Origin of the sequence: Microtetraspora sp. NBRC 16547 (assembly GCF_030268965.1) — a bacterium.
Taxonomy (GTDB): Bacteria; Actinomycetota; Actinomycetes; order Streptosporangiales; family Streptosporangiaceae; genus Microtetraspora.
In genome coordinates this window covers 169,654-192,601 of sequence record NZ_BSSE01000011.1, presented here as the reverse complement: position 1 = coordinate 192,601, position 22,948 = coordinate 169,654, and the positions used below count along the sequence as shown (strand labels likewise).

22 protein-coding genes and 1 pseudogene are annotated in these 22,948 nt (G+C 69.3%); 7 read left to right on the top strand and 16 right to left on the bottom strand.

The genetic code is table 11. The features are described 5' to 3' along the window. Nucleotides 1–145: 145 nt before the first annotated feature. From QSK17_RS17460 to QSK17_RS17430, 7 genes are all read right to left on the bottom strand, one after another. Nucleotides 146–1,135 carry an ABC transporter ATP-binding protein gene (locus QSK17_RS17460; protein ID WP_285705868.1) on the bottom strand — a complete coding sequence of 330 codons (990 nt, stop codon included), beginning with the start codon at nucleotides 1,133–1,135 and terminating at the stop codon, nucleotides 146–148. After that, on the bottom strand, nucleotides 1,132–2,127 hold the full coding sequence (locus tag QSK17_RS17455; protein ID WP_285705867.1) for an ABC transporter ATP-binding protein: 996 nt from the start codon (nucleotides 2,125–2,127) through the stop codon (nucleotides 1,132–1,134). Before QSK17_RS17455 ends, QSK17_RS17460 begins: the two co-directional genes overlap by 4 nt. Before the next feature lie 13 nt (nucleotides 2,128–2,140). Next, on the bottom strand, nucleotides 2,141–3,019 hold the full coding sequence (locus tag QSK17_RS17450; protein ID WP_285705865.1) for an ABC transporter permease: 879 nt from the start codon (nucleotides 3,017–3,019) through the stop codon (nucleotides 2,141–2,143). Next, entirely contained in the window at nucleotides 2,994–3,923 is a 930-nt protein-coding gene (locus tag QSK17_RS17445; protein WP_285705864.1) for an ABC transporter permease, read from the bottom strand. The genes QSK17_RS17450 and QSK17_RS17445 overlap by 26 nt, the downstream gene beginning before the upstream one ends. 8 nt (nucleotides 3,924–3,931) lie before the next feature. Next, nucleotides 3,932–5,023: an ABC transporter substrate-binding protein gene (locus tag QSK17_RS17440; protein ID WP_285705863.1), complete on the bottom strand. Its 1,092-nt coding sequence runs from the start codon at nucleotides 5,021–5,023 to the stop codon at nucleotides 3,932–3,934. Nucleotides 5,024–5,199: 176 nt separating this feature from the next. After that, the gene (locus tag QSK17_RS17435) at nucleotides 5,200–6,711 is read right to left on the bottom strand and encodes an amidohydrolase (protein ID WP_285705862.1); all 1,512 of its coding nucleotides are present in this window, start codon (nucleotides 6,709–6,711) and stop codon (nucleotides 5,200–5,202) included. Between the two features lie 33 nt (nucleotides 6,712–6,744). Beyond that, nucleotides 6,745–8,436 carry a PucR family transcriptional regulator gene (locus QSK17_RS17430; protein WP_285705861.1) on the bottom strand — a complete coding sequence of 564 codons (1,692 nt, stop codon included), beginning with the start codon at nucleotides 8,434–8,436 and terminating at the stop codon, nucleotides 6,745–6,747. A 133-nt stretch (nucleotides 8,437–8,569) separates the two neighbouring features. Here QSK17_RS17430 and QSK17_RS17425 point away from each other — a divergent pair, with 133 nt between their 5' ends. Continuing rightward, nucleotides 8,570–9,916 carry a M14 family zinc carboxypeptidase gene (locus tag QSK17_RS17425; protein WP_285705860.1) on the top strand — a complete coding sequence of 449 codons (1,347 nt, stop codon included), beginning with the start codon at nucleotides 8,570–8,572 and terminating at the stop codon, nucleotides 9,914–9,916. On the opposite strand, the gene QSK17_RS17420 is transcribed toward QSK17_RS17425, so the two are convergent. Beyond that, nucleotides 9,909–10,523 carry an FMN-binding negative transcriptional regulator gene (locus tag QSK17_RS17420; RefSeq protein WP_285705859.1) on the bottom strand — a complete coding sequence of 205 codons (615 nt, stop codon included), beginning with the start codon at nucleotides 10,521–10,523 and terminating at the stop codon, nucleotides 9,909–9,911. The two genes, QSK17_RS17425 and QSK17_RS17420, sit on opposite strands and share 8 nt — an antisense overlap. A 120-nt stretch (nucleotides 10,524–10,643) precedes the next feature. On the opposite strand from QSK17_RS17420, the gene QSK17_RS17415 reads away from it, so the two are divergent. Next, nucleotides 10,644–12,314, top strand: a complete 1,671-nt coding sequence (locus QSK17_RS17415) for a M14 family metallopeptidase (RefSeq protein WP_285705858.1) — start codon at nucleotides 10,644–10,646, stop codon at nucleotides 12,312–12,314. Between the two features lie 87 nt (nucleotides 12,315–12,401). Next, complete coding sequence (locus QSK17_RS17410) at nucleotides 12,402–12,695, top strand: DUF2218 domain-containing protein (protein ID WP_285705857.1); 294 nt, start codon at nucleotides 12,402–12,404, stop codon at nucleotides 12,693–12,695. 477 nt (nucleotides 12,696–13,172) lie between these two features. Here QSK17_RS17410 and QSK17_RS17405 read toward each other — a convergent pair whose 3' ends face one another. Both QSK17_RS17405 and QSK17_RS17400 read right to left on the bottom strand, forming a co-directional pair. After that, nucleotides 13,173–13,472: a hypothetical protein gene (locus QSK17_RS17405; RefSeq protein WP_285705856.1), complete on the bottom strand. Its 300-nt coding sequence runs from the start codon at nucleotides 13,470–13,472 to the stop codon at nucleotides 13,173–13,175. Next, nucleotides 13,469–14,044 (bottom strand): hypothetical protein, encoded by a 576-nt coding sequence (locus QSK17_RS17400; protein ID WP_285705855.1) that lies wholly within the window; start codon nucleotides 14,042–14,044, stop codon nucleotides 13,469–13,471. The genes QSK17_RS17405 and QSK17_RS17400 overlap by 4 nt, the downstream gene beginning before the upstream one ends. Nucleotides 14,045–14,132: 88 nt before the next feature. Here QSK17_RS17400 and QSK17_RS17395 point away from each other — a divergent pair, with 88 nt between their 5' ends. Beyond that, complete coding sequence (locus QSK17_RS17395; RefSeq protein ID WP_285705853.1) at nucleotides 14,133–14,477, top strand: helix-turn-helix domain-containing protein; 345 nt, start codon at nucleotides 14,133–14,135, stop codon at nucleotides 14,475–14,477. 184 nt (nucleotides 14,478–14,661) lie between these two features. Next, nucleotides 14,662–14,946, top strand: a complete 285-nt coding sequence (locus tag QSK17_RS17390) for a hypothetical protein (RefSeq protein ID WP_285705899.1) — start codon at nucleotides 14,662–14,664, stop codon at nucleotides 14,944–14,946. Between the two features lie 25 nt (nucleotides 14,947–14,971). Here QSK17_RS17390 and QSK17_RS17385 read toward each other — a convergent pair. Continuing rightward, nucleotides 14,972–15,151 (bottom strand): annotated as a pseudogene (locus tag QSK17_RS17385) (helix-turn-helix domain-containing protein); the annotation flags it as partial. 137 nt (nucleotides 15,152–15,288) lie between these two features. On the opposite strand from QSK17_RS17385, the gene QSK17_RS17380 reads away from it, so the two are divergent. After that, nucleotides 15,289–16,707 carry an IS1380 family transposase gene (locus tag QSK17_RS17380; RefSeq protein WP_285705852.1) on the top strand — a complete coding sequence of 473 codons (1,419 nt, stop codon included), beginning with the start codon at nucleotides 15,289–15,291 and terminating at the stop codon, nucleotides 16,705–16,707. Nucleotides 16,708–17,040: 333 nt separating this feature from the next. Here the strand turns inward: QSK17_RS17380 and QSK17_RS17375 are convergent, their stop codons facing one another. The 3 genes from QSK17_RS17375 to QSK17_RS17365 all read right to left on the bottom strand — a co-directional run bounded on the left by QSK17_RS17375 (nucleotide 17,041) and on the right by QSK17_RS17365 (nucleotide 19,318). Continuing rightward, entirely contained in the window at nucleotides 17,041–17,586 is a 546-nt protein-coding gene (locus QSK17_RS17375) for an EF-hand domain-containing protein (RefSeq protein ID WP_285705851.1), read from the bottom strand. 258 nt (nucleotides 17,587–17,844) lie between these two features. After that, nucleotides 17,845–18,087 carry an STAS domain-containing protein gene (locus tag QSK17_RS17370; protein ID WP_285705897.1) on the bottom strand — a complete coding sequence of 81 codons (243 nt, stop codon included), beginning with the start codon at nucleotides 18,085–18,087 and terminating at the stop codon, nucleotides 17,845–17,847. Nucleotides 18,088–19,018: 931 nt separating this feature from the next. Continuing rightward, nucleotides 19,019–19,318, bottom strand: a complete 300-nt coding sequence (locus QSK17_RS17365; protein WP_285705850.1) for a hypothetical protein — start codon at nucleotides 19,316–19,318, stop codon at nucleotides 19,019–19,021. Between the two features lie 139 nt (nucleotides 19,319–19,457). Here QSK17_RS17365 and QSK17_RS17360 point away from each other — a divergent pair, with 139 nt between their 5' ends. Further along, nucleotides 19,458–19,712: a hypothetical protein gene (locus tag QSK17_RS17360; RefSeq protein WP_285705849.1), complete on the top strand. Its 255-nt coding sequence runs from the start codon at nucleotides 19,458–19,460 to the stop codon at nucleotides 19,710–19,712. Nucleotides 19,713–20,439: 727 nt separating this feature from the next. Here QSK17_RS17360 and QSK17_RS17355 read toward each other — a convergent pair. After that, the gene (locus QSK17_RS17355; protein WP_285705848.1) at nucleotides 20,440–20,742 is read right to left on the bottom strand and encodes a hypothetical protein; all 303 of its coding nucleotides are present in this window, start codon (nucleotides 20,740–20,742) and stop codon (nucleotides 20,440–20,442) included. Between the two features lie 84 nt (nucleotides 20,743–20,826). Next, nucleotides 20,827–22,935, bottom strand: a complete 2,109-nt coding sequence (locus tag QSK17_RS17350; protein WP_285705847.1) for an ISAzo13 family transposase — start codon at nucleotides 22,933–22,935, stop codon at nucleotides 20,827–20,829. Nucleotides 22,936–22,948 lie beyond the last annotated feature (13 nt).

Below are 22,948 nucleotides of genomic sequence, written 5' to 3'. Positions count from 1 at the left end.
GGTGGCGGGCGTTCCCGTCCCGGAGAGGCAGGTCCTGGTACCGGACGATTCCCCTCCGATCAGGATCATGACGATCTTTCGGAAGGAAGCGCCTCGTCCGCCAGGAGCCGGACGAGGCGCGCGCCACCCGGAGCGGGTCCGCGGATCACGCCCGATGGCACGAGACCAAGTGCGTCCCACCCGGCCGGGCCCCCTCGTGTCGCCTGAATTCCGGAGGTTCGACGGCGCATCGGGCGTCGGCCTTCCAGCAGCGGGTGTGGAAGTGGCACCCGGACGGCGGAGCCGCCGGGCTCGGCGGCTCACCCTCCAGGACGATCTCCTCCCTCTCGCCGCGCAGCCCCGGGTCCGGCCGCGGCGCCGCCGACAGCAGCGCCTGCGTGTACGGGTGCGCGGCCCGGTCGTACACGTCGTCCTGTGTGCCGGACTCGATCACTCGGCCCAGGTACATCACGGACACGCGGTCGGCGACGTGCTGGACCAGGCCGAGGTCGTGCGAGATGAACACGTACGCGAGCCGGAACTCCTCCTTGAGCCGGTCGAGGAGGTTCACGATCTGGGCCTGCACGGACACGTCCAGGGCGGAGGTCGGCTCGTCGCAGACGAGGATCCGCGGCCGCAGCGCCAGCGCCCTGGCGATGCCGATCCGCTGCCGCTGGCCGCCGGAGAACTCGTGCGGGTAACGGCCGGCGTGATCGGGGTTGAGGCCGACGATCTCCAGCAACTCGCGCGCCCTGCGGTCCCGCTCGCCGCGCGGGGCGAGGTCGGGGTGCACGAGGAAGGGCTCGCGTACCGTGTCGCCGACGCTCATGCGCGGGTCGAGCGAGGTGTAGGGGTCCTGGAAGACCATCTGGACGTCCCGCCGCACCCGCCGCATGGCCCGCCCCCGAAGGCCCGAGATCGGGCGGCCGAGCACCCTGACCTCGCCCGAGGTCGGCCGGTCCAGCCCGGCGAGTATCCGCGCCATCGTGGACTTGCCGCATCCGGACTCCCCGACGATCCCGAGGGTCTCGCCCTCGCGCAGCTCCAGGCTGACCCCGTCGACCGCCCTGACGTGCGCCGCGGGGCCGCGCAACACGCCGCCGCCGATCGGGAAGTGCCTGACGACGTCGCGCGCCTCCAGCACCGTCTCGGTCATCGCCCGCTCACCCGCTCCCACTCATGGCAGGCCGTACGCCTGCCCGGTCCGATCTCGACCTGCTCCGGGGCCTCCTCGCACGCTTCCGACGCGTACGAGCAGCGCTGCCGGAACCGGCAGCCGGGGTCGGGGCGCGCCGGGTCGGGCGGCGCCCCCGGGATCACCGCGAGCGGCCGGCCTCGCCGGTGCGGCCGCGGGATCGCGCCGAGGAGCGCCTCCGTGTACGGGTGGGCGGGCCGGGCGTACACGTCGGCGGCGGGCGCCTGCTCCATCACCCGTCCCGCGTACATGACCACGACCCGGTCCGCGACGTCGGCGACGACGCCCATGTCGTGGGTGATCAGCACAAGCGCGGTGCCGTGCTCCCGCTGGATCTCCCGGAGCAGCCGCATGATCTGCGCCTGGACGGTGACGTCGAGCGCGGTCGTCGGCTCGTCCGCGATGATCACCTTGGGGTCGAGTGCGATGGCGAGGGCGATCCCGACGCGCTGGCGCATCCCGCCGGAGAACTGGTGCGGGTAGTCGCCCGCCCGCTGGGCGGCCGCGGGGATGCGGACCAGGTCGAGCACCTCGACCGCCCGGGCCCGCGCCTGCCGCCTGGACAGGCCGCGATGGACGCGGAACAGCTCGGCGATCTGGAAGCCGACCGGCAGTACGGGGTTCAGCGCGGACAGCGCGTCCTGGAAGATCATCGCCACGGTCGTGGCCCTGAGCCTGCGCCGGGACTCCTCGGGCAGCCGCAGCAGGTCCACCCCTCGCAGCCGTACGGCTCCCGCGGTGATCCTGCCGCGGGGCGGCCGGACCAGGCCCATGATCGCCCGGGCGGTGACGCTCTTGCCGCTGCCCGACTCGCCGAGGATCGCCAGGGTCTCCCCCGCCTCGACCGCGTAGCCGACGCCGTTCACCACCCGCGCGGCGCCGAACTCCACGTGCAGGTCGTCCACCGCAAGCAGCGGCGCGGCGGGGTCGAAGCCGGGAAGCGACTCCAGCATGGCGCATGCCTTTCTACCTGATGTACCTGAGCCGGGGGTCGAAGGCATCGCGCAGCGCGTCGCCGAGGAGCACGAAGCTCAGCACCGTCACGGTCAGGAAGAGGGAGGGGAAGATCAGCAGATGGGGGTTGGTGGTGAAGTACTGCTGGGCGGTGTTGAGCTGGACGCCCCAGGAGATCGCGGGGGTCTGCAGGCCGACGCCGAGGAACGTCAGCGCCGACTCCGAGGCGATCACCAGGCCGACGTTGAGCCCGCTGAGCACCAGCGCGGGGCCGATGGAGTTGGGCAGGACGTGCCGCAGCAGGATGCGCGGCACGCTCGCCCCGATGCCGCGGGTCGCGGCGACGTACTCGCTGTTCACGGTGGCGAGGACCGAGCCGCGCACGACCCGCGCGAGTCCCGCCCAGCCGAACAGGATCAGTACGAGCGAGACGGTGACCTCGTTGTGGACGCTGAGGGTCTGCAGGATGACGATCATGCCGACGAGCGCGGGGAAGCCGAAGAATACGTCCATGACCCGGCTGACGACCGCGTCGACCCAGCCGCCGAAGTATCCGGCAAGGCCGCCGAGCACGACGGCGATGACCAGCACGCCCGCCGTGACGAGGACCGCGATCGCGACCGACGACCTGGCCCCGTAGACCACGTTGCTGTAGAGGTCGCAGCCCTGGATGTCGAAGCCGAACGGGTGCCCCGGCGTCGGCGGCAGCCCGCTGTCGGCGAGGTCGCAGCGGCGCGGATCGCCGTGGCCGAACAGCCCGGCGAACACCTGCGGGACCACGGTTATCACGCAGACGAGCACGGCGAAGACGGAGGAGATCACGAACCCCGGCCGGCGCAGCAGCGCGGGCAGCGGGCGGCGGAGGTCAGCGGAGCCGGATACGGGGGTCAAGGATGCCATAGAGAAGGTCCACGATGAGGTTGACCAGCAGGAACACGAGGACGAGCAGGCTCCCGATCCCCACCACGACCGGGCCGTCGTGCTTCGGGATCGCCGCGAAGATCTGGTAGCCGAGGCCCGGCAGGTTGAAGATCCCCTCGATGAGGACCGTGCCGCTGAGCAGGTATCCCAGGCTCACGCCGAGGAGCGAGACCACGGGGATCAGTGAGTTGCGCACGATGTGCCGGGCCACGACGATCCGCCGGGGCAGGCCCTTGGCGACGGCGGTGTCCACGTGGTCGGCGTGCAGGTTCTCCAGCACACTTGTCCGGGTCAGCCGGGCGGTCTGCGGCAGGCCGTAGAGCGCGAGGACCAGGCCCGGCAGGATGTAGGCGAGCGGCCACCCCGCGTCCGTGCCGGACGCGGGGAGCCAGCCGAGGTTCACGCCGAAAACGATCTGCGCGACGTACGCCGCCACGAAGAACGGCACGCCCATGACGAGCGTCGTGCCGCCGAGGACGGCCAGGTCCGCCGCCCTGCCGCGGCGGATCCCGGCCAGGGTGCCGAGCAGGACGCCGATGACGGCCTCGAACAGCCAGGCCGTCACCCCGAGCTGGAACGTCACCGGCCACCCGGCGGCGACGATCTCCGAGATCGGCCTGCCGTCGAAGTCGACCCCCATGTCACCGGTCAGCAGGCCCTTGAGGTAGAAGCCGTATTGCACGATCAGCGGGTCGTCCAGGTGGTGCCGCTCGCGCAGGACCTGCGCGACCGACGGCGACACCACCCGGCCCGGCCCGGCGAGGGCCTGGATCGGGTCGCCGGGGAGGGCGTAGACCGCCAGGTAGATGATGAACGTCGTCCCCAGCAGCACCGGGACGGCCATGGCCAGCCGTCGGAGGATGTACCTGCCCATGGTTCGCGTCAGCCGACCGTGACCGCCGCGAGCACCACGCCACCGAGGAACTCGGGCCGTACGCCGCCGACCCGGGCGGAGTGCACCAGCCCGCCGACCGGGCGGTAGAGCGGCGCGAGCGGCAGGGTGTCCAGCGCGGTCTTCGCGGCCTCCCTGGTCAGGGTGACGGCGTCGTCGGGCGCGGCGGAGGCGGCCTTGCCAAGCAGCGAGGCGAACTCGGGGCTGTCGTAGCCCGTCACGTTGGTGCCCGAGCCCTTAGTGAAGAGCTGGTTGGCCAGCGCGTACAGGTGCGGGTAGCCGGCGCCCATATAGAGCAGCACCGGGCCGTCGACCTTGTGCGCGGCCAGGTTGGGATAGATCTGGTCGACCGGCTGGACCTGGGTGGTCACCGCGTCGACACCGAGGTTGGCACGCAGCTGGTTGGCGACGGCCTCCAGGGTCACCGTGTTCGTCGGGTCCTGGTACGTCCACAGCGTGAGCGGGCCGGTCCACCCGCCGGCCTCGGCGAGCAGGACCTTCGCCTTCGCCGGGTCGTAGGCGCAGGACGTGCAGTCGTCCACGCCGCCGCCGGGGACGTTCTCGCCGGCCAGGCCGCGGGCGGACTCCCCGAAGCCGCGCAGCAGCGACTTCACGATCGCGTCGCGGTCCACGGCCTGGGAGAAGGCCTGGCGCACGCGGAGGTCGGCGAAACGCTTGTCCCACAGGGGAAAGCCCAGGTAGATCACGGCCGGGAAGGGCACCCGGACGACCCGGTCCCGGAACTTCTGCGCGGCGTCCGTCAGGTTGTTGCCGGACACCAGCGTCACGTCGACGGCGCCCGCCTGCAGGTCACGGTAGGCGGCGCCCTCGTCCTGGTACGACCTGACCTCGACGCGGTCGGCGTTCCCCGGTGCGCCCGCGTACGCCGGGAACTTCCGCAGCAGCAGCTGGTCACCCCGACGGCGTAGGCCTTCTCCCCCGGCGTCGCGCCGTTCACGCCGTGGGAACCGCCTGTACTGCCGGAACCGCCCGAACAGGACGTCAGGGCGAGGACCAAGGCGGCGACGGCCGCCGTCGCCCAGCGTCCTGCCCGGCTTCCGATCGAGACTGACATGTGGCACCTCCGTGGATGCTCCGCGTGCGATGGGGGGTAGGCAGCCGCCGAATCGCGAGGGTCGCTCGCCTGGTGATCGAGGGTGACATAGCTCACCGGCGTGGGTCGTTGTCGAGAGGGTTCAAGCGCTGACGGCCTCTTTGTGCCGTGGAACAGGGGTGGCTCCCGGGTGAACCGGGTGTCTCACCACGATTTCCGGTGGGTCCACCGGCCGTCCACCAGCGTGCCGAGCACCCCCGGGCGGCGCAGCTCGTCAGCTTCGAGGAGGGACGGGTCCCGCTCCAGGATCATCAGGTCGGCCGGATCCCCCTCCCGTACGGATGAGCGTCCCCTGCTCGCGGCGGCGAGCGCGGCGTGGAGCGGGATGGCCTGCTCGGGATGCCAGGCCGGGCGCTCGTCGTCGGTCCGGGTCACCGCCGAGGCGATGCCGTCCCAGGGGTCGAGCGAGGCGACCGGGGCGTCGGAGCCGAGCTCCAGGGTCGCGCCGGCCGCGAGCAGGTCGGCGTACGCGAAGGCCCGGGAGGTGCGGCCGCACCAGTGGGTGTCGGCGACCTCGCGGTCGTCGGGCGCGTGGGCGGGCTGCACCCCGGCGATCAGTCCGGGCCGGGCGAACCTGTGGAAGTCGGCCGCTCGGACGAGCTGCGCGTGCTCGATGCGCCCGGGGCAGCCGACGAGGTCGAAGGCGTCGAGCGCGATCGAGGAGGCGAGGTCGCCGATGGCGTGCACGGCCGGGTGCAGGCCGTGGCGGGCGGCCTGCGCCATCGTCGCGGCCAGTTCGTCCGGCGGCGTCTCCAGCCGCCCGCAGTCGCCGGAACCCGGGTACGGGTCGTCGCAGTAGGCGGTGCGGGTGTTGAGCGAGCCGTCGATGAACATCTTGACCGGGCCGACCTCGATCAGCCCGCCGGAGCCGGCCACCGGGTCCCCGGTGCGCAGCCCGCGGGCGATCGCGTCGTCGAGCGCGTTTCTCGGGATCGAGCAGGTGACGCGAATCGCGACCTCCTGCTCCCGGACCCGCCGCAGCCAGTCCGTGACGTTGTCGGCGAACTCGAAGTCCAGCATGCCGGTCACACCGAGCTCTGCGGCGGCGACCGTCGCCTCCGCCACCCACCGGTCCAGCAGCTCGCGCGGGGGCAGGGGCAGCGCGGCCATCGCATCGTAGCACTCCCTTTCGCGCAGCACCCCGGTCGGATGGCCGCCCCTGCCGACGAGGGCGAGCGCGGCGGCGCTGAGCCAGGCCGTGTGGAGGTCGTTGCTGATCAGCACTGCGGGAAGGTCCGCGGGCAGCAGCGAGCCGTCCGGCTCGTCGGGCCAGAGGGCGTCACGGAAGCCGTACCCCATGGTCAGCTCGGTGGACCGCAGGTGCGGCCGGACCAGCTCGGCGGCCTCCCGGGCGGAGCGCGCTCCGCTGAGGTCGATCCGGCGGCGGGCCTCGGCCCACTGGACGGAGTGCACGTGCGCGTCCCACAGGCCGGGCAGGACGGTCGCCCCTTCGAGGTCGACGTCCTCGATGTCGGATGTGTGCCGGGACTCGGCGCCGGGCGGCTCGTCGCGCACCGCGGCCACCCGGCCGCCCTCGATCAGAACGTGCCGGACGGGGCCGCCGAGCCCGACCCGCGCGTTGCGCAGCAGCAGGCGGGACGGAGTCGGGGAGGTCGGGGGAACAGGGGGCGTCGAGGCCGCGGGAGATGAAGACATGCGGGAGACGGTAGGCGGCACCCCCGCGATCACTCATCGTTGAGAACGGACATTCCACCCAGGGAGTCTTGTCCTCACCGACGAGAACTCGCCGCGCATGTGGAGCAGGCGGAGCTGGAGCCAGATGACGAGCCGCTCGGTGGGATCGGCGAGATCCACCCCGAACAGCTCCTGCAGGCGGCGGACGCGGTAGCGCAGCGTGTTCTCGTGGACGGACAGCTCGGCCGCGGCCCTCGCCGCCTCGCCGAACGCGTCCAGGTAGGCCAGCAGGGTCGCGGCGTGCATGGCCGAGTGCGCGGCGTCGTACTCCAGCATCCGCCGGACGGGTTCGAGCAGCCGGTCAGCCGCGGTGTCGCCCCTGTCGACGAGTTCGAGCAGGGCGATCCGGCTGCGCACCTGTTCGTCCGTGGCGACGTGCACGGCATCTCCAGCGGTCTCCGCGAGCACGCGTACGACACGGTCGGCGAGGCGGCGGGACGACGGCACCTCCTCCAGCCGGGCCGCGACCGGACCCACGCCGACGTGCAGGCTGATCCCCACGGACTTGCGCACCGACCCCGCCGTGTCGGCAGCGAACCGGACCAGCCGGGCCGGTGTCGTGCCCTCCGGCACGGGCACCATGGCGTAGACGGCGCTCCAGCTCGCGGTGCAGACGGCCTCGTGATGCCACGCCTCGCAGGCCAGGCTGACCAGGTCGACGACGGTCGTGACGGCGGCCCCCGCGCCCGCGGATTGAGGGAGCGGACGCGCGGGGGCGAACGCCATGATCGCCACGGACGAGTCCGGGGGGAGGCCGAGCCGCGCGGCCGCGGCGGACTCGGAGACCTCGTCGTCGAGCAGGGCGCGGAACGTCTCGGCGCGCTGCCAGCGCTGGGGGTCGCTGGGGTTGCGCGAGCGCAGCATGTGCGGCGCCGCTATCCGGCCCGCGTCCTCCAACAGTCGCATGGCCCCAGGGATGACGGACGGCGAGCCGTCGAGCACCCAGATGAAGCCGAGGAGCTGGGCCCCCGCGCGCACGGCCGTGGCGAGCCGGCGCATGTGCCCCGGCCCGAGGCTCGCGAAGCGCACCGGCCCGTCGGCGCGGAAGACCCGGCTGTATTCCAGGCGGTTGGTCGGCCGCAGCGGCGTCTTGCGCCCGAGGATGCCCTGCTTGCGTATCTCGTCGATCTCCTGGCTCGGCACGTTCGAGTACGCGAGCACGTTGCCCTGGGCGTCCTCGACGCAGGTGGCTCCGCCGATCGTGGTGGCGATCGCGTTGGCCAGCGCGAACAGGTCGCCCATGCCGACGGAGGAGTACGTCGTGGTGACCGCGCCCGGGCCGGAGATCGCGGCGGTCAGCAGGGCGTCGAGCTGCCGCCAGGGGATGCCCGCCGACGCCACCAGGAGGGCGACGCGGGCCTCGCGGGCGGCGTCGATGAGCTCTCCGAGGTCCGCACCCCGGTCCTTGATGACGACGGCGTGGTAGTTGCGGGCCCCCGCCTGCCGTACGAGCTCGTGGGCCTCGGGGGCGGACGGCCGAGCGCCGACCGCGAGCAGCACGCACGCGGGGCGGTCCTCGAGCTGATCGTCCGGGTCGTGCACGACGGGCTCGCCGATCGGCAGGCCGGCGTCGGGGACGTGTGCGGCGGAGAGCACGTCCGAGCCGAGCGTCTCGAGCACCTGTCCCAGCGGGGGACGGTACGGGCGGGCCATGGTGCCGTCGGGGATCAGGTCGATATGGGACACAAGCGCCCCTTCCTCGATACGGGGGGTATATCCCTCTATTTAGATCGGACCGTTATAGAACATGACAAGAGGTATGGGAAGCTCTGGTCCTGACGACGATGCCCGGCCGCGATCGGTCCGGCAGACTGCGGGCATGCTGGATCCCATCCTGACCGGTGAGCTCGACACCGTTCCCGGCTACGACCGCTTCCCCACAGTGGACGAGGTCCACGAGAGCCTGACCCGGCTGGCCGCGGCCCATCCCGGAACAGCCGAGCTGCGCCGCATCGGCACCTCGCGGCTCGGCGAGCCGATGCTCTGCCTCACCGTGGGCGACGGCCCCGCCCACGCGATCGTCGCGGCCGGCCCGCATCCGAACGAGCCCATCGGCGGCTTGACCGTCGTCCACCTGGCGAGCCGCCTGTGCGCCGATCCCGCCCTGCGCGGGTCGTACACATGGCACATCGTGGGCTGCCTCGACCCCGACGGCACCCGGCTCAACGAGGGCTGGTTCGCCGGGCCGTACACGAAGGCGCACTACGGGAGAAACTTCTACCGGCCGGCGGGTGACGAGCAGGTCGAGTGGACCTTCCCGTTCTCCTACAAGCGGGCCTACTCCGACCGGGTGATGCCCGAGACGCTCGCGCTGATGCGGCTGATCGACGCCACCCGGCCGACGTTCATGACCACCCTGCACAACAGCGAGCTGGGCGGCGTCTTCTACTACCTGTCCCGGCCGGAACCCGCGCTGCAGGCCGTGCTCTCCGCGCTCCCCGCCCGGTACGGGCTGCCGCTGCACGCGGGCGAGCCCGAACACCCGTCGATCACCCGCCTCGGCCAGGGCGTCTTCCTCAGTCCGCGGATGGATGACCTCTACGACTACACCGAGGCGCTCGGGCAGGATCCGGCGACTCTCATCACGGGCGCGGCGAGCGACTCCTACGCGGCGCGGTACGGCACCCTCTGCCTGACCGCCGAGTTGCCGTACTGGATCGACCCCTCGGCGGGCGACACCACGCCGACCGCCGACGTCTACGCCGACCTGGTCCAGGCGCAGGCCGCCGACCTCCGCTCCACGCACGCCGTCCTCGACGAGGCGCTGCGCGGCGTCGCGGGCGACGTGGTGAGCGCCTCGCCGTTCCTGCGCGCGAGCCGGTACTTCGTCCCCCTGCTCGCCGGCATGGCGACCACGGGTGAGCGCGCGGGCGCGCCCGACAACGACCGGCCGGCGATCGCCGCCGAACGGTCCTCGTGCCGGGACCTCGTGCACAGCTTCCGGCTGCGGTTCGGCGGCATGCTGCTGCGGGCCCTCGAGGGCGAGATCGCGATCGGGAACGGCACGCCCGCGATCCGGCGGCACCTCGGCGCCCTTTCCGTGACGTACGACAAGTGGTGCGCGGATGCCGAGGACGGCACCGCCGACCGGACCGTCCCGATCGGGCACCTGGTGGCGCTGCAGTACGGCGCCGTACTCGCCGGGGCCGCGCACGCCGTCAGCTGAACGCGGCGCGCATCGCGTCCGCGAGCGCCGGGTTGCGGTGGACGTCGTCGGTGTCGAGGCCGCGGATCACCCGCTCGACGATCTCCGCGGGCTTGTCCTGGCTCAGCTTGGCCTTGCCCGCGACCCTCGTCGGCACCAGGCGGAATCCCGTCGTTCCCGGAGCGATCCGCCGGGCGTAGCCGGCCACGTCCGCCAACCGGAACGGCGCCGGCCGCGCCGACTCGAAGTGGTCCACGGTCGCCGAGAGCACCTCGTAGGTCTCCTCCGGGCTGAGCAGGTCCGGCGTCCCGTGCAGGTGCACGGTGACGTGGTTCCAGGTCGGCACGTACGGCCCGGCCTCGTAGAACGACGGCGAGATGTAGCCATGCGGGCCCTGCACCACCAGCACGACCGGCCGCTCCCCCAGCCCCCGCGTGGCCGGATCCGTGCGGGCGAGGTGCCCGAGGACGGCGGGCCCCAGGCTGTCCGGGTCGAGGATCACCGGCAGGTGCGTGACGACGGGGTCGCCCTCCCGCGAGACGGTCACAAGCGTCGCCCAGCCATGGTCGCGGATCAGCCCGCGCAGCGCATCGGGGTCGTCCAGCGCGAATATCTGCTGTTCCAACATGAGGTTAGATGAAACATCTGTTGCGCTTCCCACGTCAGCGTGGAGGAGCCCAAGGCCCGGCGGGGAAACTTGGGCGTCCCGACAAAGACCCCGGAGGGGCTCTCATCGCACACTCTGGGCATGCTGTCCTACGAGCGGTTCCTGACGTACGACGACATGACCACGTTGGTGCACTCCTGGGCGAAGAGCCGGCCGGACCTGGTCGAGCTGACCAGCATCGGCCAGTCCTGGGAGGGGCGGGAGATCTGGCTGCTGACCCTCACCAACACGGCGACCGGGCCCGCGCCCGAGAAACCGGGGTTTCTCGTCGAGGCGAACATCCACGCCGCCGAGATCACCGGTTCGTTCGCCGCGCTCCACCTGGCCGAGCGCGTGCTGACCGGCTACGGGAACGACGAGAAGGTGACCCGGCTGCTCGACACGCGCGTGCTGTACATCGTGCCCCGGCTCAACCCCGACGGCGTGGAACACATGCTGGAGGAGGGGCGCTACATTCGTTCAAGCGTCCGTCCGCACCCACTGGAGACCCAGGAGCCCGGCCTGCAACTGCGTGACGTCGACGGGGACGGACGGGTCCTGTTCATGCGCGTCTCGGACTCCGACGGGCCGTGGAAGGCGCATCCCGACGAGCCGCGGCTGCTCGTCAGGCGGGGGCCCGACGAGTACGGAGGCGACTACTACCGCATCTTCCAGGAGGGCGAGATCGTCGGCTACGACGGCGCGACCGTACGCCTCGCCGAGCCGCTCGAATGCCTCGACCTGGGCCAGAACCTGCCGACCGACTGGGGGGCCGCCCCCGAGGTGCCCGCGCACGCGGGTCCGTTCCCCGGCTCAGAGCCGGAGATCCAGGCCATGATGCGGGCCGTGACCGACCGGCCGAATCTGACCGGTTTCGTCACCTGCCACACGTTCGGCGGGGTCCACCTGCGGGCGCCGATGAATGCCGAGGACGGCATGCCGCACTCGGACCTGACGGTGTACGAGGAGTTCGGGGCGAAGGCGACCGAGCTGACCGGCTACACCGCCATGTCCTTCCATGACCTGAAACATCAGCCGATGTATTTCCGGGGCGGCCAACTCGGCTGGTACTACAACCAGCTCGGCCTGTTCTCATGGATCACCGAGTTCTGGAACCCGTTGAAGGCCGTCGGGCGCAAGCCGTACCACCCGTCGATGTGGCTGGTGGACCATCCCGTCGAGGACGACCTCGCGCTCATCCGGTGGAGCGACGAGGAACTCGGCGGCCGGGGCTTCGTCGACTGGTACCCGTTCGAGCATCCGCAGCTCGGCAGCGTCGAGCTCGGCGGCTGGGACATGATCAACTACTGGTACAACCCGCCGTTCGACCGGATCGAGCAGGAGGTCGCGCCGCACTCCGAGTGGGTGATCTACCTCGCGCTCAGCTCGCCCAGGGTGGAGGTGCGCTCGCTGACCACCGAGCAGGTGGCGCCCGGTGTGCACCGCGTGCAGCTCGTCGTCCGCAACAGCGGCTGGCTGCCCACCAACGTCTCCGCGCGTGCCCTGGACCGCAAGGTCTCCGGGTTTCTGACCGTCGAGATCTCCCTGCCCGAGTACGCCACACTGCTCGCCGGCGAGCCCGTCCGGGATCTCGGCCAGCTCGACGGACGTGTCAGCGCCCGGAGCACGACCACCTGGTGGGGGCACAATCCCGGCACGCCTGACCTGGCGGCGGCCGAGTGGCTGGTCTCCGCTCCCTCGGGCACGTCGGTGTCAGTGACCGCCCGTCACCCCCGCGCCGGTACGGCCCGCGCCGAGGTCGACCTCGGCTAGCCTTCCCGGCCGGTCCCGGCCCGGCCGCCTCTGAATGCCCAGTTCCGTCCACGGTGGCGAAATCCGTCAAGCAGGAGGACCTCGCACATGCCCGTTTCCATCGCCTACGTCACGACCGACGCCGCCCCCCGCTACGCCAAGCAACTCGCCTCCCACCTCGGCCGCAAGGCAGAGGTGGAAGACCTGCCGGGCGGCGGATACCGCCTCGCGCTCCAGGCCGGCGAGGGCGTGCTCTCCCCCGAGGCCGACCGGCTCATCATGCGTGCCGCGGCGGCCGACGCCGAATCGCTCGACACCGTCAAGGACGTGCTCGGCCGGCACCTCGAACACTTCGGCCGGCGCAACGACGTGACCGTGACCTGGGAGGACGAGGACCGGTGATCCGCCCGGGGACGTGACGACGCCCCTCCGTGGAGGTGTAGCCGATGAGGAGATCGACGTCCTGGCCCGCGCCGAGCACGATGGCGTCCTCGGGTCGGCGGCTGATCAGGTCGCCGTCGAGGACGGGCATGAGCGACATCCCGCTTGTCACGGTGGTCCGCCGCCAGCGCCCCGCGTCCGCAGGGCGGCGACGTCGTCTCCTCGTCCCGGGTAGGCCATGATCAGCAGTCGCTGTACGTCGTCCAGAACCGCCTCGATCCGCCACCACACCCGGACCCTACGGTCCGACTCTGCGCCTGCCGAAAACTACGTCCCTGCAGTTCAAGCGGCATGTGAGTACTCGTGGAGGACTCCCCTGAGCCGCTCTTGTCGGCGTACGTTCAGGTCGACGATTCTGGCCGGATCGTTAACTCCTCATACTCGCGCAGGGCGTGCCGCAGGTGGCGTTCGTACCAGAGCAAGCATCGATCCAGGAGCTCACGGCGGCACGACTGCCCACCGTTCCATGACCGAGTTCATCCGTGGTATCCGGATGCCGGTGAGCACGGTCTGGATGCCGGCCTCGGCGAGGATCTCTTCCAAGAGGGCCGGGAATTCTCCGTCCCTGTCGCGGAGCAGATAGCGCGCCTGACAGCCCGCGTCCTCCAGGTCCATCACGAGGTTCTTGAACGCCTGGACGACCCAGGTCGCGCTCGGGTGGGCAGTCGTGCCCAGCACACGGACGCGCCTGCTGGCATGCTCGATGACGGCCAGAATGTACTGACGCTGCCCGTTCAAGGTGACGGTCTCGATAAAGTCGCAGGCCAGCAGTGCGTCGGCTTGGGGGCGCAGGAAGTCGCCCAGGTGATCGATGTCCGTTCAGGGGACGGATCTACGCCTTCCTGCTTGAGGATCTCCCAGACGGTGGAGGGCGCGAGCTTGATGCCGAGGGTGGCCAGTTCGCCGTGCACTCGCCGGTAACCCCACGCGGGGTTCTCCCGGACCAGACGCAGGATGAGGGCGCGGATGGAGCGCACGGCGGGCGGACGCCCCGGCCACTTGTTGCGACAGGTGTGGGCGTGGCGCTGTTTCAGCAAGTCGCGGCGCCAGCGCAGGATGGTGTCCGGACGCACGAGGAGCCGCAGCCGGCACAGTACCTCGCGGGGCAGCGATGTCAGGAGCGCAACGAGGAAGGCCCGATCCTCGGCAGCGAACCGCACCCTGGTGTCCGCGCCGAGCTGTCGTTCGAGAACGGTGACCTGGTGGCGGAGGGCAAGTATCTCGGCGTCCTTATCCCTGTCCCCCAGCGGTGGCAACCGCAGCGCGGCAAAGGTGTTCGTGACGGTCAGATAGGCCAGGCGAAAGAGCACGAGTCATCATCCTGACGCGATCAGCCCTCTTCGAGAGCCGAAAGGGCACGCGCCAGAAGGAGCCGGATAAGGCGGATGACCTGCGCGGATGACATTATCGGCAGGCGCAGAGTCCGAAGACACCGGTGAGCCGGTGCGGACCGTCCTGCACCGCAAAGCCCACGAACTGGGCACGCGGCTGGCCGGCCAGGACCGCACGGGGGTGTTCGACCTGCTGGAGCGGTATGGATTCGAGCCCCGCTATGACGGTGACGCCATCGTTCTGGGCAACTGCCCCTTCCACGCGCTCGCCCGCGAACACACCCAGACGGTATGCGGCATGAACCTCCACCTGCTCCGCGGCGTACTTCACGGGCTCGACGAACACCGGCTGCAAGCGTGCCTGGCGCCCGTCCCCGACCGGTGCTGTGTCCGCCTGGAGCCGGCCTCCTGACCCCACGGGAGCAGTCACGCTGTCCAGGGCCCAGCCAACGATCCGAGGTCAGGTTCAACCTGACCGCGCTGAGTCAGGCTGAACCTGACCCCAGCCCGGCGACCGCGACTGCACCGGTCACGCCACCCGTTCCAACTTCCCCGCCAGCCCTGCGACGCTGCCAGCGTCTCGGCATCATGGAGACGTGGCACCAGGCGCGATCGAGCTGTGGACCGTGGACGACGCGGCCCACGAACTGCACCCCGCCATGACCGCCGCCCAGGTCCGCGCCCTCATGCCCGCGCTGTACGGGCTGCTGCTCTCCATGGGAGTACGCGAACGCCCGTCGCTGCAGCTGGACATCGCGCACATCGAGCTCGATCGCCTGAACCTGGAGGGCGTGCAAGTCTGCCTGCCCACGTCCACGCGGGAACTGCTGGTGCGGCTGGGCTGGACACCGCCCGAGAGCGAGCACCCGGGCGAGGGGTAGCCGTGCCCCGGCGTCCCTGCCTTGACGGCGCTGAAGGGGGCACCACCCGTCTTACGGGTGGTGCCCCTTTGTGCTTGCCCGACGGGTTCCAGCCGTTACGCCATCGCTTGCCGGTGCGGTAGTTGATCCCGACGATCCGGCACGCTTCCATGCTGCTGAAACCTTGATCCATAAGCCGGAAGTATTCCTCCCGCTCACGAGTCAGCTTCCGTCGCCCCTGAGCCTCAAGTAATCACGGCAGACTTGATCGACTAACCCATTTACATGCAGAAAGCGCCCCTGAACTGGGAAAATCAAAGCGACCAAGCATTTGATAACCACAGTTCGAGGAGCACTTTCCAGGTGTCTGACCCTACCGCGTGGTCCCGCGATCTCACAGTCGAAGTCGACGGACATGGCGTGGTCAACCACGCCGGATCCGCCGTACTTCGACTGTTCGCCGACGGCACCGGCCTGACCGGACGCCTGTCCAGGGCACTGCGCCGCCGCGGCTTCACCCCGGTCCACGATCGCGGCCGGGTGCTCACCGACACCGCCGTGATGATCGCTGACGGCGGGCGAGTGCTGTCCGATCTGGCCACCCTGCGCGACCAAGGGGAACTGTTCGGGCCGGTCGCCTCCGACCCGACCCTGCGACGGGCACTCACCGAGATCGACACCCTGCAACTCGATCGGATCGCCGCCGCCCGCGCCGCTACCCGCCGGAACGTGTGGCAGTTGATCGCCGCCCAGCACGGCGGCATCCCCGCCTCCCGCGTCGCCGACCGCGACCTGGGCAAACAGATCGTCATCCGACTGGACGCAACAATGATCCCCAGTCACTCCGACAAGCAGGGCGCCGCGGCCAACTTCAAAGGCTACGGCCACCACCCCCTCGCGTCGTTCTGCGACAACACCGGCGAAGCCTTGGTGGTCAAGCTCCGGCCCGGCACCGCGGGCAGCAACACCGCCCGCGACCACATCGACGTGGTCGACACCTCGATCGCCGCTGTCCCCTGGCCGTACCGGCGCAACCTGCTGATCACCACCGACGGCGCGGGAGCCACCCACGACTTCATCAACCACCTGCACGACCTGGCCCACCGCCGCGGCCAGCACCTGGAGTACTCCATCGGCTGGGAGTTGGGTGAACGCGAACAGAACGCGATCACCCTGCTGCCCGAAGATGCCTGGCAGCACGTCATCGACGCCGAGGGAAAGGCGCGCGACCTCGACGCCGCCGGTGTCGTCGAACTCACCGGACTGCTCCGCCGCAGCGTCGGCGGCGACCAACTCGCCGGCTGGCCGCAGGAGATGCGAGTCATCTGCCGCCGCGAACGCCCCGGCAGCGGCGCCCAGCTATCGCTGCTGGAGGAGGCCGACGGATGGCGATACAGCCTGTTCGTCACCAACACGCCCGGCCGGCAGCTCGACTTCCTCGAAGCCCGCCACCGTGTCCATGCCCGCGTTGAGGACCGCATCCGGAATGGGAAATCCACCGGGCTCGCTCACCTGCCCAGCACCTCGATGAAGGTCAACACGGCGTGGTGCGTCGCCGCCGCGATCGCCACTGACCTTTTGTGCTGGCTACGGCTGCTGTGCCTGACCGGGACCATGGCCCACGCCGAACCCAAAACACTGCGCTACCGGCTCCTGCACACCGCCGTACGCCTCGTGCGCGGCCAGCGCAAACGCAAGCTCAAGATCCCAGAAACCTGGCCCTGGGCCCGCGAACTGGCCGCCTGCTTCACCTTCGCGCTCGCCCTGGCCCCGCCCGGCTGACGCCACCACTCATGTCCCTTGACCGCAGACCCCGGAGGAAACCCCCCACGTCGGCCCATGGAACCGACGCCCACCCGACGCGACAGCCGGGTCGGACCGCTGCCCAGTAGCTTGACAACATGATCGAACTCGGGGCCGAAGACCGGCTTCACACTCGAGAAGTGCCCTCGCGCCTCACCCGTGACTGATCAAGGTGAGGGGACCGGATCTTGCGGATCTCGAACTCCATCGCACTCCCCAAGCTGGGGTGTTGCGACGACTCCTAGAACGGAAGAGATCAAGGGCGGGGCGTTTTCGAGTTCAGCCTTGGGGGCTTACCCATCCGCAGGCCGGTCAGGCAATCCCGAAGATCACCCCACCCGGGGCCGACAAGTCGCCGCTATAAAGGAACTCCCGCACCGAGCGGATGAACTCCTGTCGGCTCACCTGCCCGTCACCGTCGGTGTCCAGGATCATGAATCTGTCCATCGCATCGGGTGTGGCGAAATCCAGCACCTTCAGCAACTGGGCGAACTCGTCCTTGCTGATCGTGTTGACACCGTCGGCGTCGATGATGTCGAAGACGGCGTGGGGCATAGCTTCGACCATGTTGAACCGGCTGGTGTCGATCGAGGCAGCGCGTATGGCGTTGACGAACTGCCCCTTGTCCAGGCGATGCTCGCCGTTCCCGTGGCGCAGCAGCTCCTGCCACAACATCATGTAGGCGACCGTGAGCGCCTGGGCCCTGCGGTCGTTCCTGTCCATGCGGTAGCCGGAGATGTATCGGTCGATGAGCAGCTGATAGTCGGCCCACTCGATGTAACCATCGTGGTTGGTGTCAGTGGCCTCGAAGAGGCTGCTCATCTTCTGACCGATCGGATCGGCGGAGGTCGTGGTCATGCGCTGGTCCTTTTCGAAGTTGTGTCGTGGCAGTGCCGTAAGTACCCATCGCAATCACTAAGGAGAGCCATCGAATTGCTATGAGTAGTTGATCTGGGCAGATGTCTGAAAGGCACCCTCAGCCTGCGGCGGGGAAAACGCGAGCATGTGCGAGCTAGTACCCCGGAGCGCCGTATTCCAGTGCATCGCGGAGTGTCGGATAGGTGGCAATACGGCCCACGCCACCCAAGAGAATGAACAGTTTCTGGATGTGGGGGTTTAGTCCGCATACCGCGACGCGGTCGCCCCGAGGTCGCGGTAGGCGTCGAGCACCACATCTACTCCGTGGCTGTCGATGAAGGTCACCCCGGTGAGGTCGAACAACAGGCGGGGCGGCGCCTGATACACGGCCGCCTCGACGATGCTGTGGAATGCATCCACGGTGTCGAAGTCAACCTCGCCCTCCACCGTGATCACCTTCCAGGGAGGGCGAACCTCTGTTGAAACGCTGAAAGCCTCCACTCGGGTCACCTCCACCGCGCCTCAGTCGAGTCCACCCAGGAGCGTTCTCCTCTAACTAGGAGCTTAGGCATGTGCCTGAGAAGGGCTCGACAGGACATGTCCACGGCGGTCGACGCCAAGCAGTTTTGGCGGGTATTGCCCTGCTGATACGAGATCGCCCCGCCGGTGGTGAACACCACCGGCGGGGCCGCTTCCGCCGTCCCAGGTACTGATCAGGCTGAGCGGGCGGCGGAAGCGAGCCTCTCGTCGAGAGAGGGCTTACGGGAGCTCGACACGAGACCGAAGGCGACGAGAGCCGCCACTCCTATTGCCGCAAGGACGACAATCGCCTTGATCATCACTTCTCCCGTTACATTACTCTCCGTGTTGGGCACTACTCTCCGCAATGTCTCCGATGCTGTCGCCACCAAACGGGTCTCGGAGAAATCACTAGCCAGTCGGGGGAATCACATGGCGAACCTCGCCCTTGCCGCTCCAGATCCCATGGAGGCGTGGCTTCAGCGGCTACTTCGCCTCACAGGCGCCTGCGCAGCCGTACCCGAGCAGCGGGCCCATCTGCCCAGGGGTACCGCACCGCATACGGTTGATTCTTGCGGCGAGGAGCGGCGCGCGGCTGACGCCTGATCCCTGCGCGGGCACGGCGAGGACCGCTGTCTTCTCGGGCAGGGCCGCTCCGTCTCGTACGCCCTATGGCCTGGCGGTCGCCGAGGGGCGCGCCAACGTGGCCCCAGCGCGTAGTACGCCGCGGGGCAGGCACTGGCGGTAGAGCGTCCAGTAAGAGCGGGCCCCGCCCTCAGTGAGCAGTCACAGCACAAAAGAGGGCGGGCCGTTGAGAGAATCACCAAGTGGCCCGCGGGAGCGTCCGCCTGATGATGAGTGCCCGCACATTCTCGCCGTTGGCGGGCACCCGTCTTGCCAAGTGGATCCTGCGTCATACCTTGGATGCTCTCCTGCGAGCTCGGGTGGGCTCCTTGCCTGGAGCCTTCCCGGCCAACGGCGCGGCGGACCGGGAGACATCCTCGAACCCGCGCGCGGCCTCGCGGCTCACCTTGCCGACGACACTGCGGCCGCGGTTGGCCAGATCGTCATAGAACTCGGTGATCCTGGTGGTGGCGGCGGACCGGTACCTGCGCGGGTTCCTGGCCAGATCCATCACGTAGTTGCCTGCGCCAGCGATGGCGTAGAACGGCTTGGACTTCGCGATCTTCTTGAACTGGGTAGTGATCGGCATATGTCACTCTTCCCGTGCTACCCGGTAGGGCGTGGCCGGTCGGCCAAAGACCATCCCGGCCCCGCCACTTCATGTAAGGGGTTCTGCCCACGATTCGGCGACCGATGACAGGATCCCCTCGCTCGGCCAGAAGGGAGCTGTGGACTCACTCACCACCGCCCGCTTCCTCGGCAGGCTGCTCGCCCTCGCCTTCACTGGGCGCTTCCTCCGCAGGCTGCTCGCCCTCGCCTTCACTGGGCGCTTCCTCCGCAGGCTGCTCGCCCTCGCCTTCACTGGGCGCTTCCTCCGCAGGCTGCTCGCCCTCGCCGGTCGGCTCCTGCGGCTGAGGTTCTTCGGATTCAGGGGCGTGCTCGACGTCGCTCACAAATATCACCTCCTCCCGTTGCGCTCGTAGTGCTGACGGCCGGCTGCGCGCCTCTTGCTGGGAGACGACAGGAGCGGCGGCTTTCCTGCCAGGACGGGTCGAGCTTGTCTCGCGGCGGTGGCGGACACCTCACTGCGCGAGAAGGGCCGACTAGTGATGCCACCAGCGCTTGCCGCCCAGCATGGTAAGTGGTGGATCTTGTGCTGGCCCTCCGGTGGAGCTCGGCCTCATCGGTCGCGGGTCTTGACCTGGGTCACGGCTCTCCTTGGCGGACGGGCTGGTCACCATGCCAGGGCCGGAGGTCGTGTTGCGAGGGTTATCCCGTAGCAAACTCGACGCTACCCATCGTGCGTTCAGGGGCGAACCACGGGAGGTGTTGAAGATGGGCCAGGAACGTCTTGCTTGTCTACGGCCAGACCATACCGACCTGGGCAACGCAAAGAGAGCCGAGCCCCGCCCCTTGCCGAGCGGTCACAGCAGTGGGCGGGGCCGTTGGAAGACCCCTGCGCCGGAGGCTGGCCTGGTGATGAGCGCCCACAAACACCCCCATGGTGGGCGCCTGTCGTCAAGTGCGCCGCCCCGGCCCCAAAGGTTCACCGAGGACACGGACATGTCACCTTCTACCCCGATCAAGATCTCAGAGGGCGATTCGTGGGGGTCGCCGTAGTACTCGCCGAAAATCGGGCGGATATACGTCCATCAGAGCCATCTGGAGGACGTCGCGCTGTTCTTCGCCGGCGCGGGTCTTCGCCGCAAACTACGGCCCTGCGGTGACGGTGTGCTCGACTGGACCGCGATCCTTCGCAGCCTCGTCCACGACTCGCCCGTGACGCACCTTGTCTTCGAGCAGCACCGCGGACAGTTCGACACCGAGATTTTCCTGGACGACTGGTTCGACTCGGAGCCACACGTGTGCCCCCGAGAGCTGGCACGCCTGGTCCGGGCCGCGGTGCGGTGTGAACGCTCGGCGGCCGAGGGGCGAGGCCCGAGGCTTGAGGACCTCTCGTCCCAGGCCGACGCCGACGGACGCCGCGCCGAGCTCCTGCGCAGTATCGGACACGTGCGTTCCGTCCTGGCTTCGTTCTCTGAAGGGGATCCGGCCCGATGAGGCATCACGAACTCGCCCATGTGAAGCCGTAAGGAATCAACTTGTCGGCGTGTCGCTATTGTCTGGCGCTGCCGCCAGGAGGTCGGCCGCTGCGCGGTAGCGGATGGTCGCCGGAACAGGGATGTGGCCTGCTTGTTCGAGCAGGGGACGGGTTTCGCGGACGACGTTGCCGATGGAGGATCTGCTGACGTCTCCCAGGGCGTCGGTGAGAACATCCAGGGTGCAGAGTTTCCGCTGGTAGCGGATCGTGAGCAAGACCCGTTCACAATTGCTGATCTTCTGGGGGAAGACGCCGGATCGACTCCCGGGCTGGCGGGGCCCTCCCCGCCGCTGGTAGCCGAGACGCTCGCCCTGAGCGACCTGCTGTGCGGCGAGCCGTTGGGTGAGGATGCGGAGCTCGTCTCGGGTGAGCCCGGTCAGAACCGGGTGGGACAGTTGGTCGATGATCAAGGCTCGTGCGGGGCGCTGGTTGGTGTCCAAGAAGTCGAGGAGAGCGGTGGGTTTGGCGAAGCGGACCTGGGCGGTTCCGGGATGGTGGCCGTGGTCTTCAAGAACTCGGCGGGTCTCCTTCACCAGGTCAGCGATACAGACGTCGGTGACCTCCAGCAGGTCGGCCAGAACTTTCATCGAGCAGACCTGCCGCTGGTAGAGGACAGTGAGCAGGAGCCGGGCGGCGTCGTCGAAGATTGGCTTGACGCGGAGCTTGCCAGTGGCCCGCCGGGCCCGGCCACCCCGCTGCCGGCTGTGCCGTTCCTGGGTGCGGGCGGCCTGGGCGGGCGCGAGCGCAGTGGCCAACTGCTGCAGTTGAGCGGTGCTCATGCCGGTCAGCCGCGGATCGGCCAGACGGAGCAGCATGGCCTGGCGCCGCTGCGCGGGCCCGTCGCTTTCGCTTACCAGTGGCGACGCGGCCGGGTTGCCGGTCACCACCGGGCGCAGGGTGTAGTTCCAGGTGCCGTGGGTGGCGTGCCGCTCCAGCGGCAAGGCGGCGAAGCGCTCCTTGCTGATCGCGACACCGGTCGGGTAGTCGCCGGTGTCCAAGACAGCCTCCACCCGCAGTCCGGTACTGGTCCGGGTGGAAGCAATGGTGTTGACCACCACCTCATGACTGGTCAACGGCCTGCCGCGCCAGTTGAGCGTGATGTGGGAGAACAACCGGTGCTCGATCTTGTTCCACTTGGAGGTGCCCGGCGGGAAGTGGCAGACCGTGATCGCCAGCCCGGTCTCGGTGGCCAGGGCGGCCAGTTCACTCTTCCAGACCCGGTAGCGGTAGCCGTTGGAGCCACCCGCGTCCGCAGTGATCAGCAGACGCGAGGCCTTCGGATAGTCGTGGCTGCCGCGCGCCTTCCACCAGCGGCGGATGGACTCCACCACGAACACCGAGGTGTCGTGATCGACCCCGACGTTCACCCACCCGGTGTTGGCGGCGACGTCGTAGATCCCGTACGGGATCGCCTGCTGGACATCCGGGCCGGTAAAGAAGAAGTGGTGGTCTTCGACTTCGACCGGCTCGCCCTTGGGCCGCCATTCGCGTCCGGCCATCGGCAGCCGGCCCAGCTGTTCCCGCTTCTTGGTATCCACGCTGATGACCGGCTCTCCGTCGGCCTGGTGGGCTTTGACCTGCTCGTTGATGTAGCGGAACTGTGCATCGCGGTTGGGGTGTTGGGCGCCTTCGAGGGTCTTGACGTTGGCCTGCAGGCTGAACCCGGCCGACTTCATCAGCCGCCTCACCGTGGGCGCCGAGACGGGATGGCCCTGCCGGGTCAGCTCGGCGGCCAGATGCCGCAGAGACTTGGTCGTCCAGCGCAGCGGGGACTGCGGGTCACCGCGCTCATCCGGCTCGACCAGCCCGAGCAGCGCCGTCAGCACGGCTGGGTCATCGTCCTCGACTCGCTTACGGCCGCCACCGGGCCGCCGGATGCGACCCCGTGCAAGGGGCTGCTGGTCGTCTTCGATCTCGAAGATGCCATTGCGGATGGTCGTCTCGCTGACCCCAGCGGCCCGGGCAACGGCCCGCACACCGCCGTGTCCCAGCAGCCGGGCCTCGGCCGCCAGAACCAGCCGCTGCTGCCGCTCGTTCAGATGCGGGAGTAACGCCTGGAATTTCCGCGCAAGCTGGTCGCGGACCTCGCTGGATCGCCATACCATCTCAACGAGACAA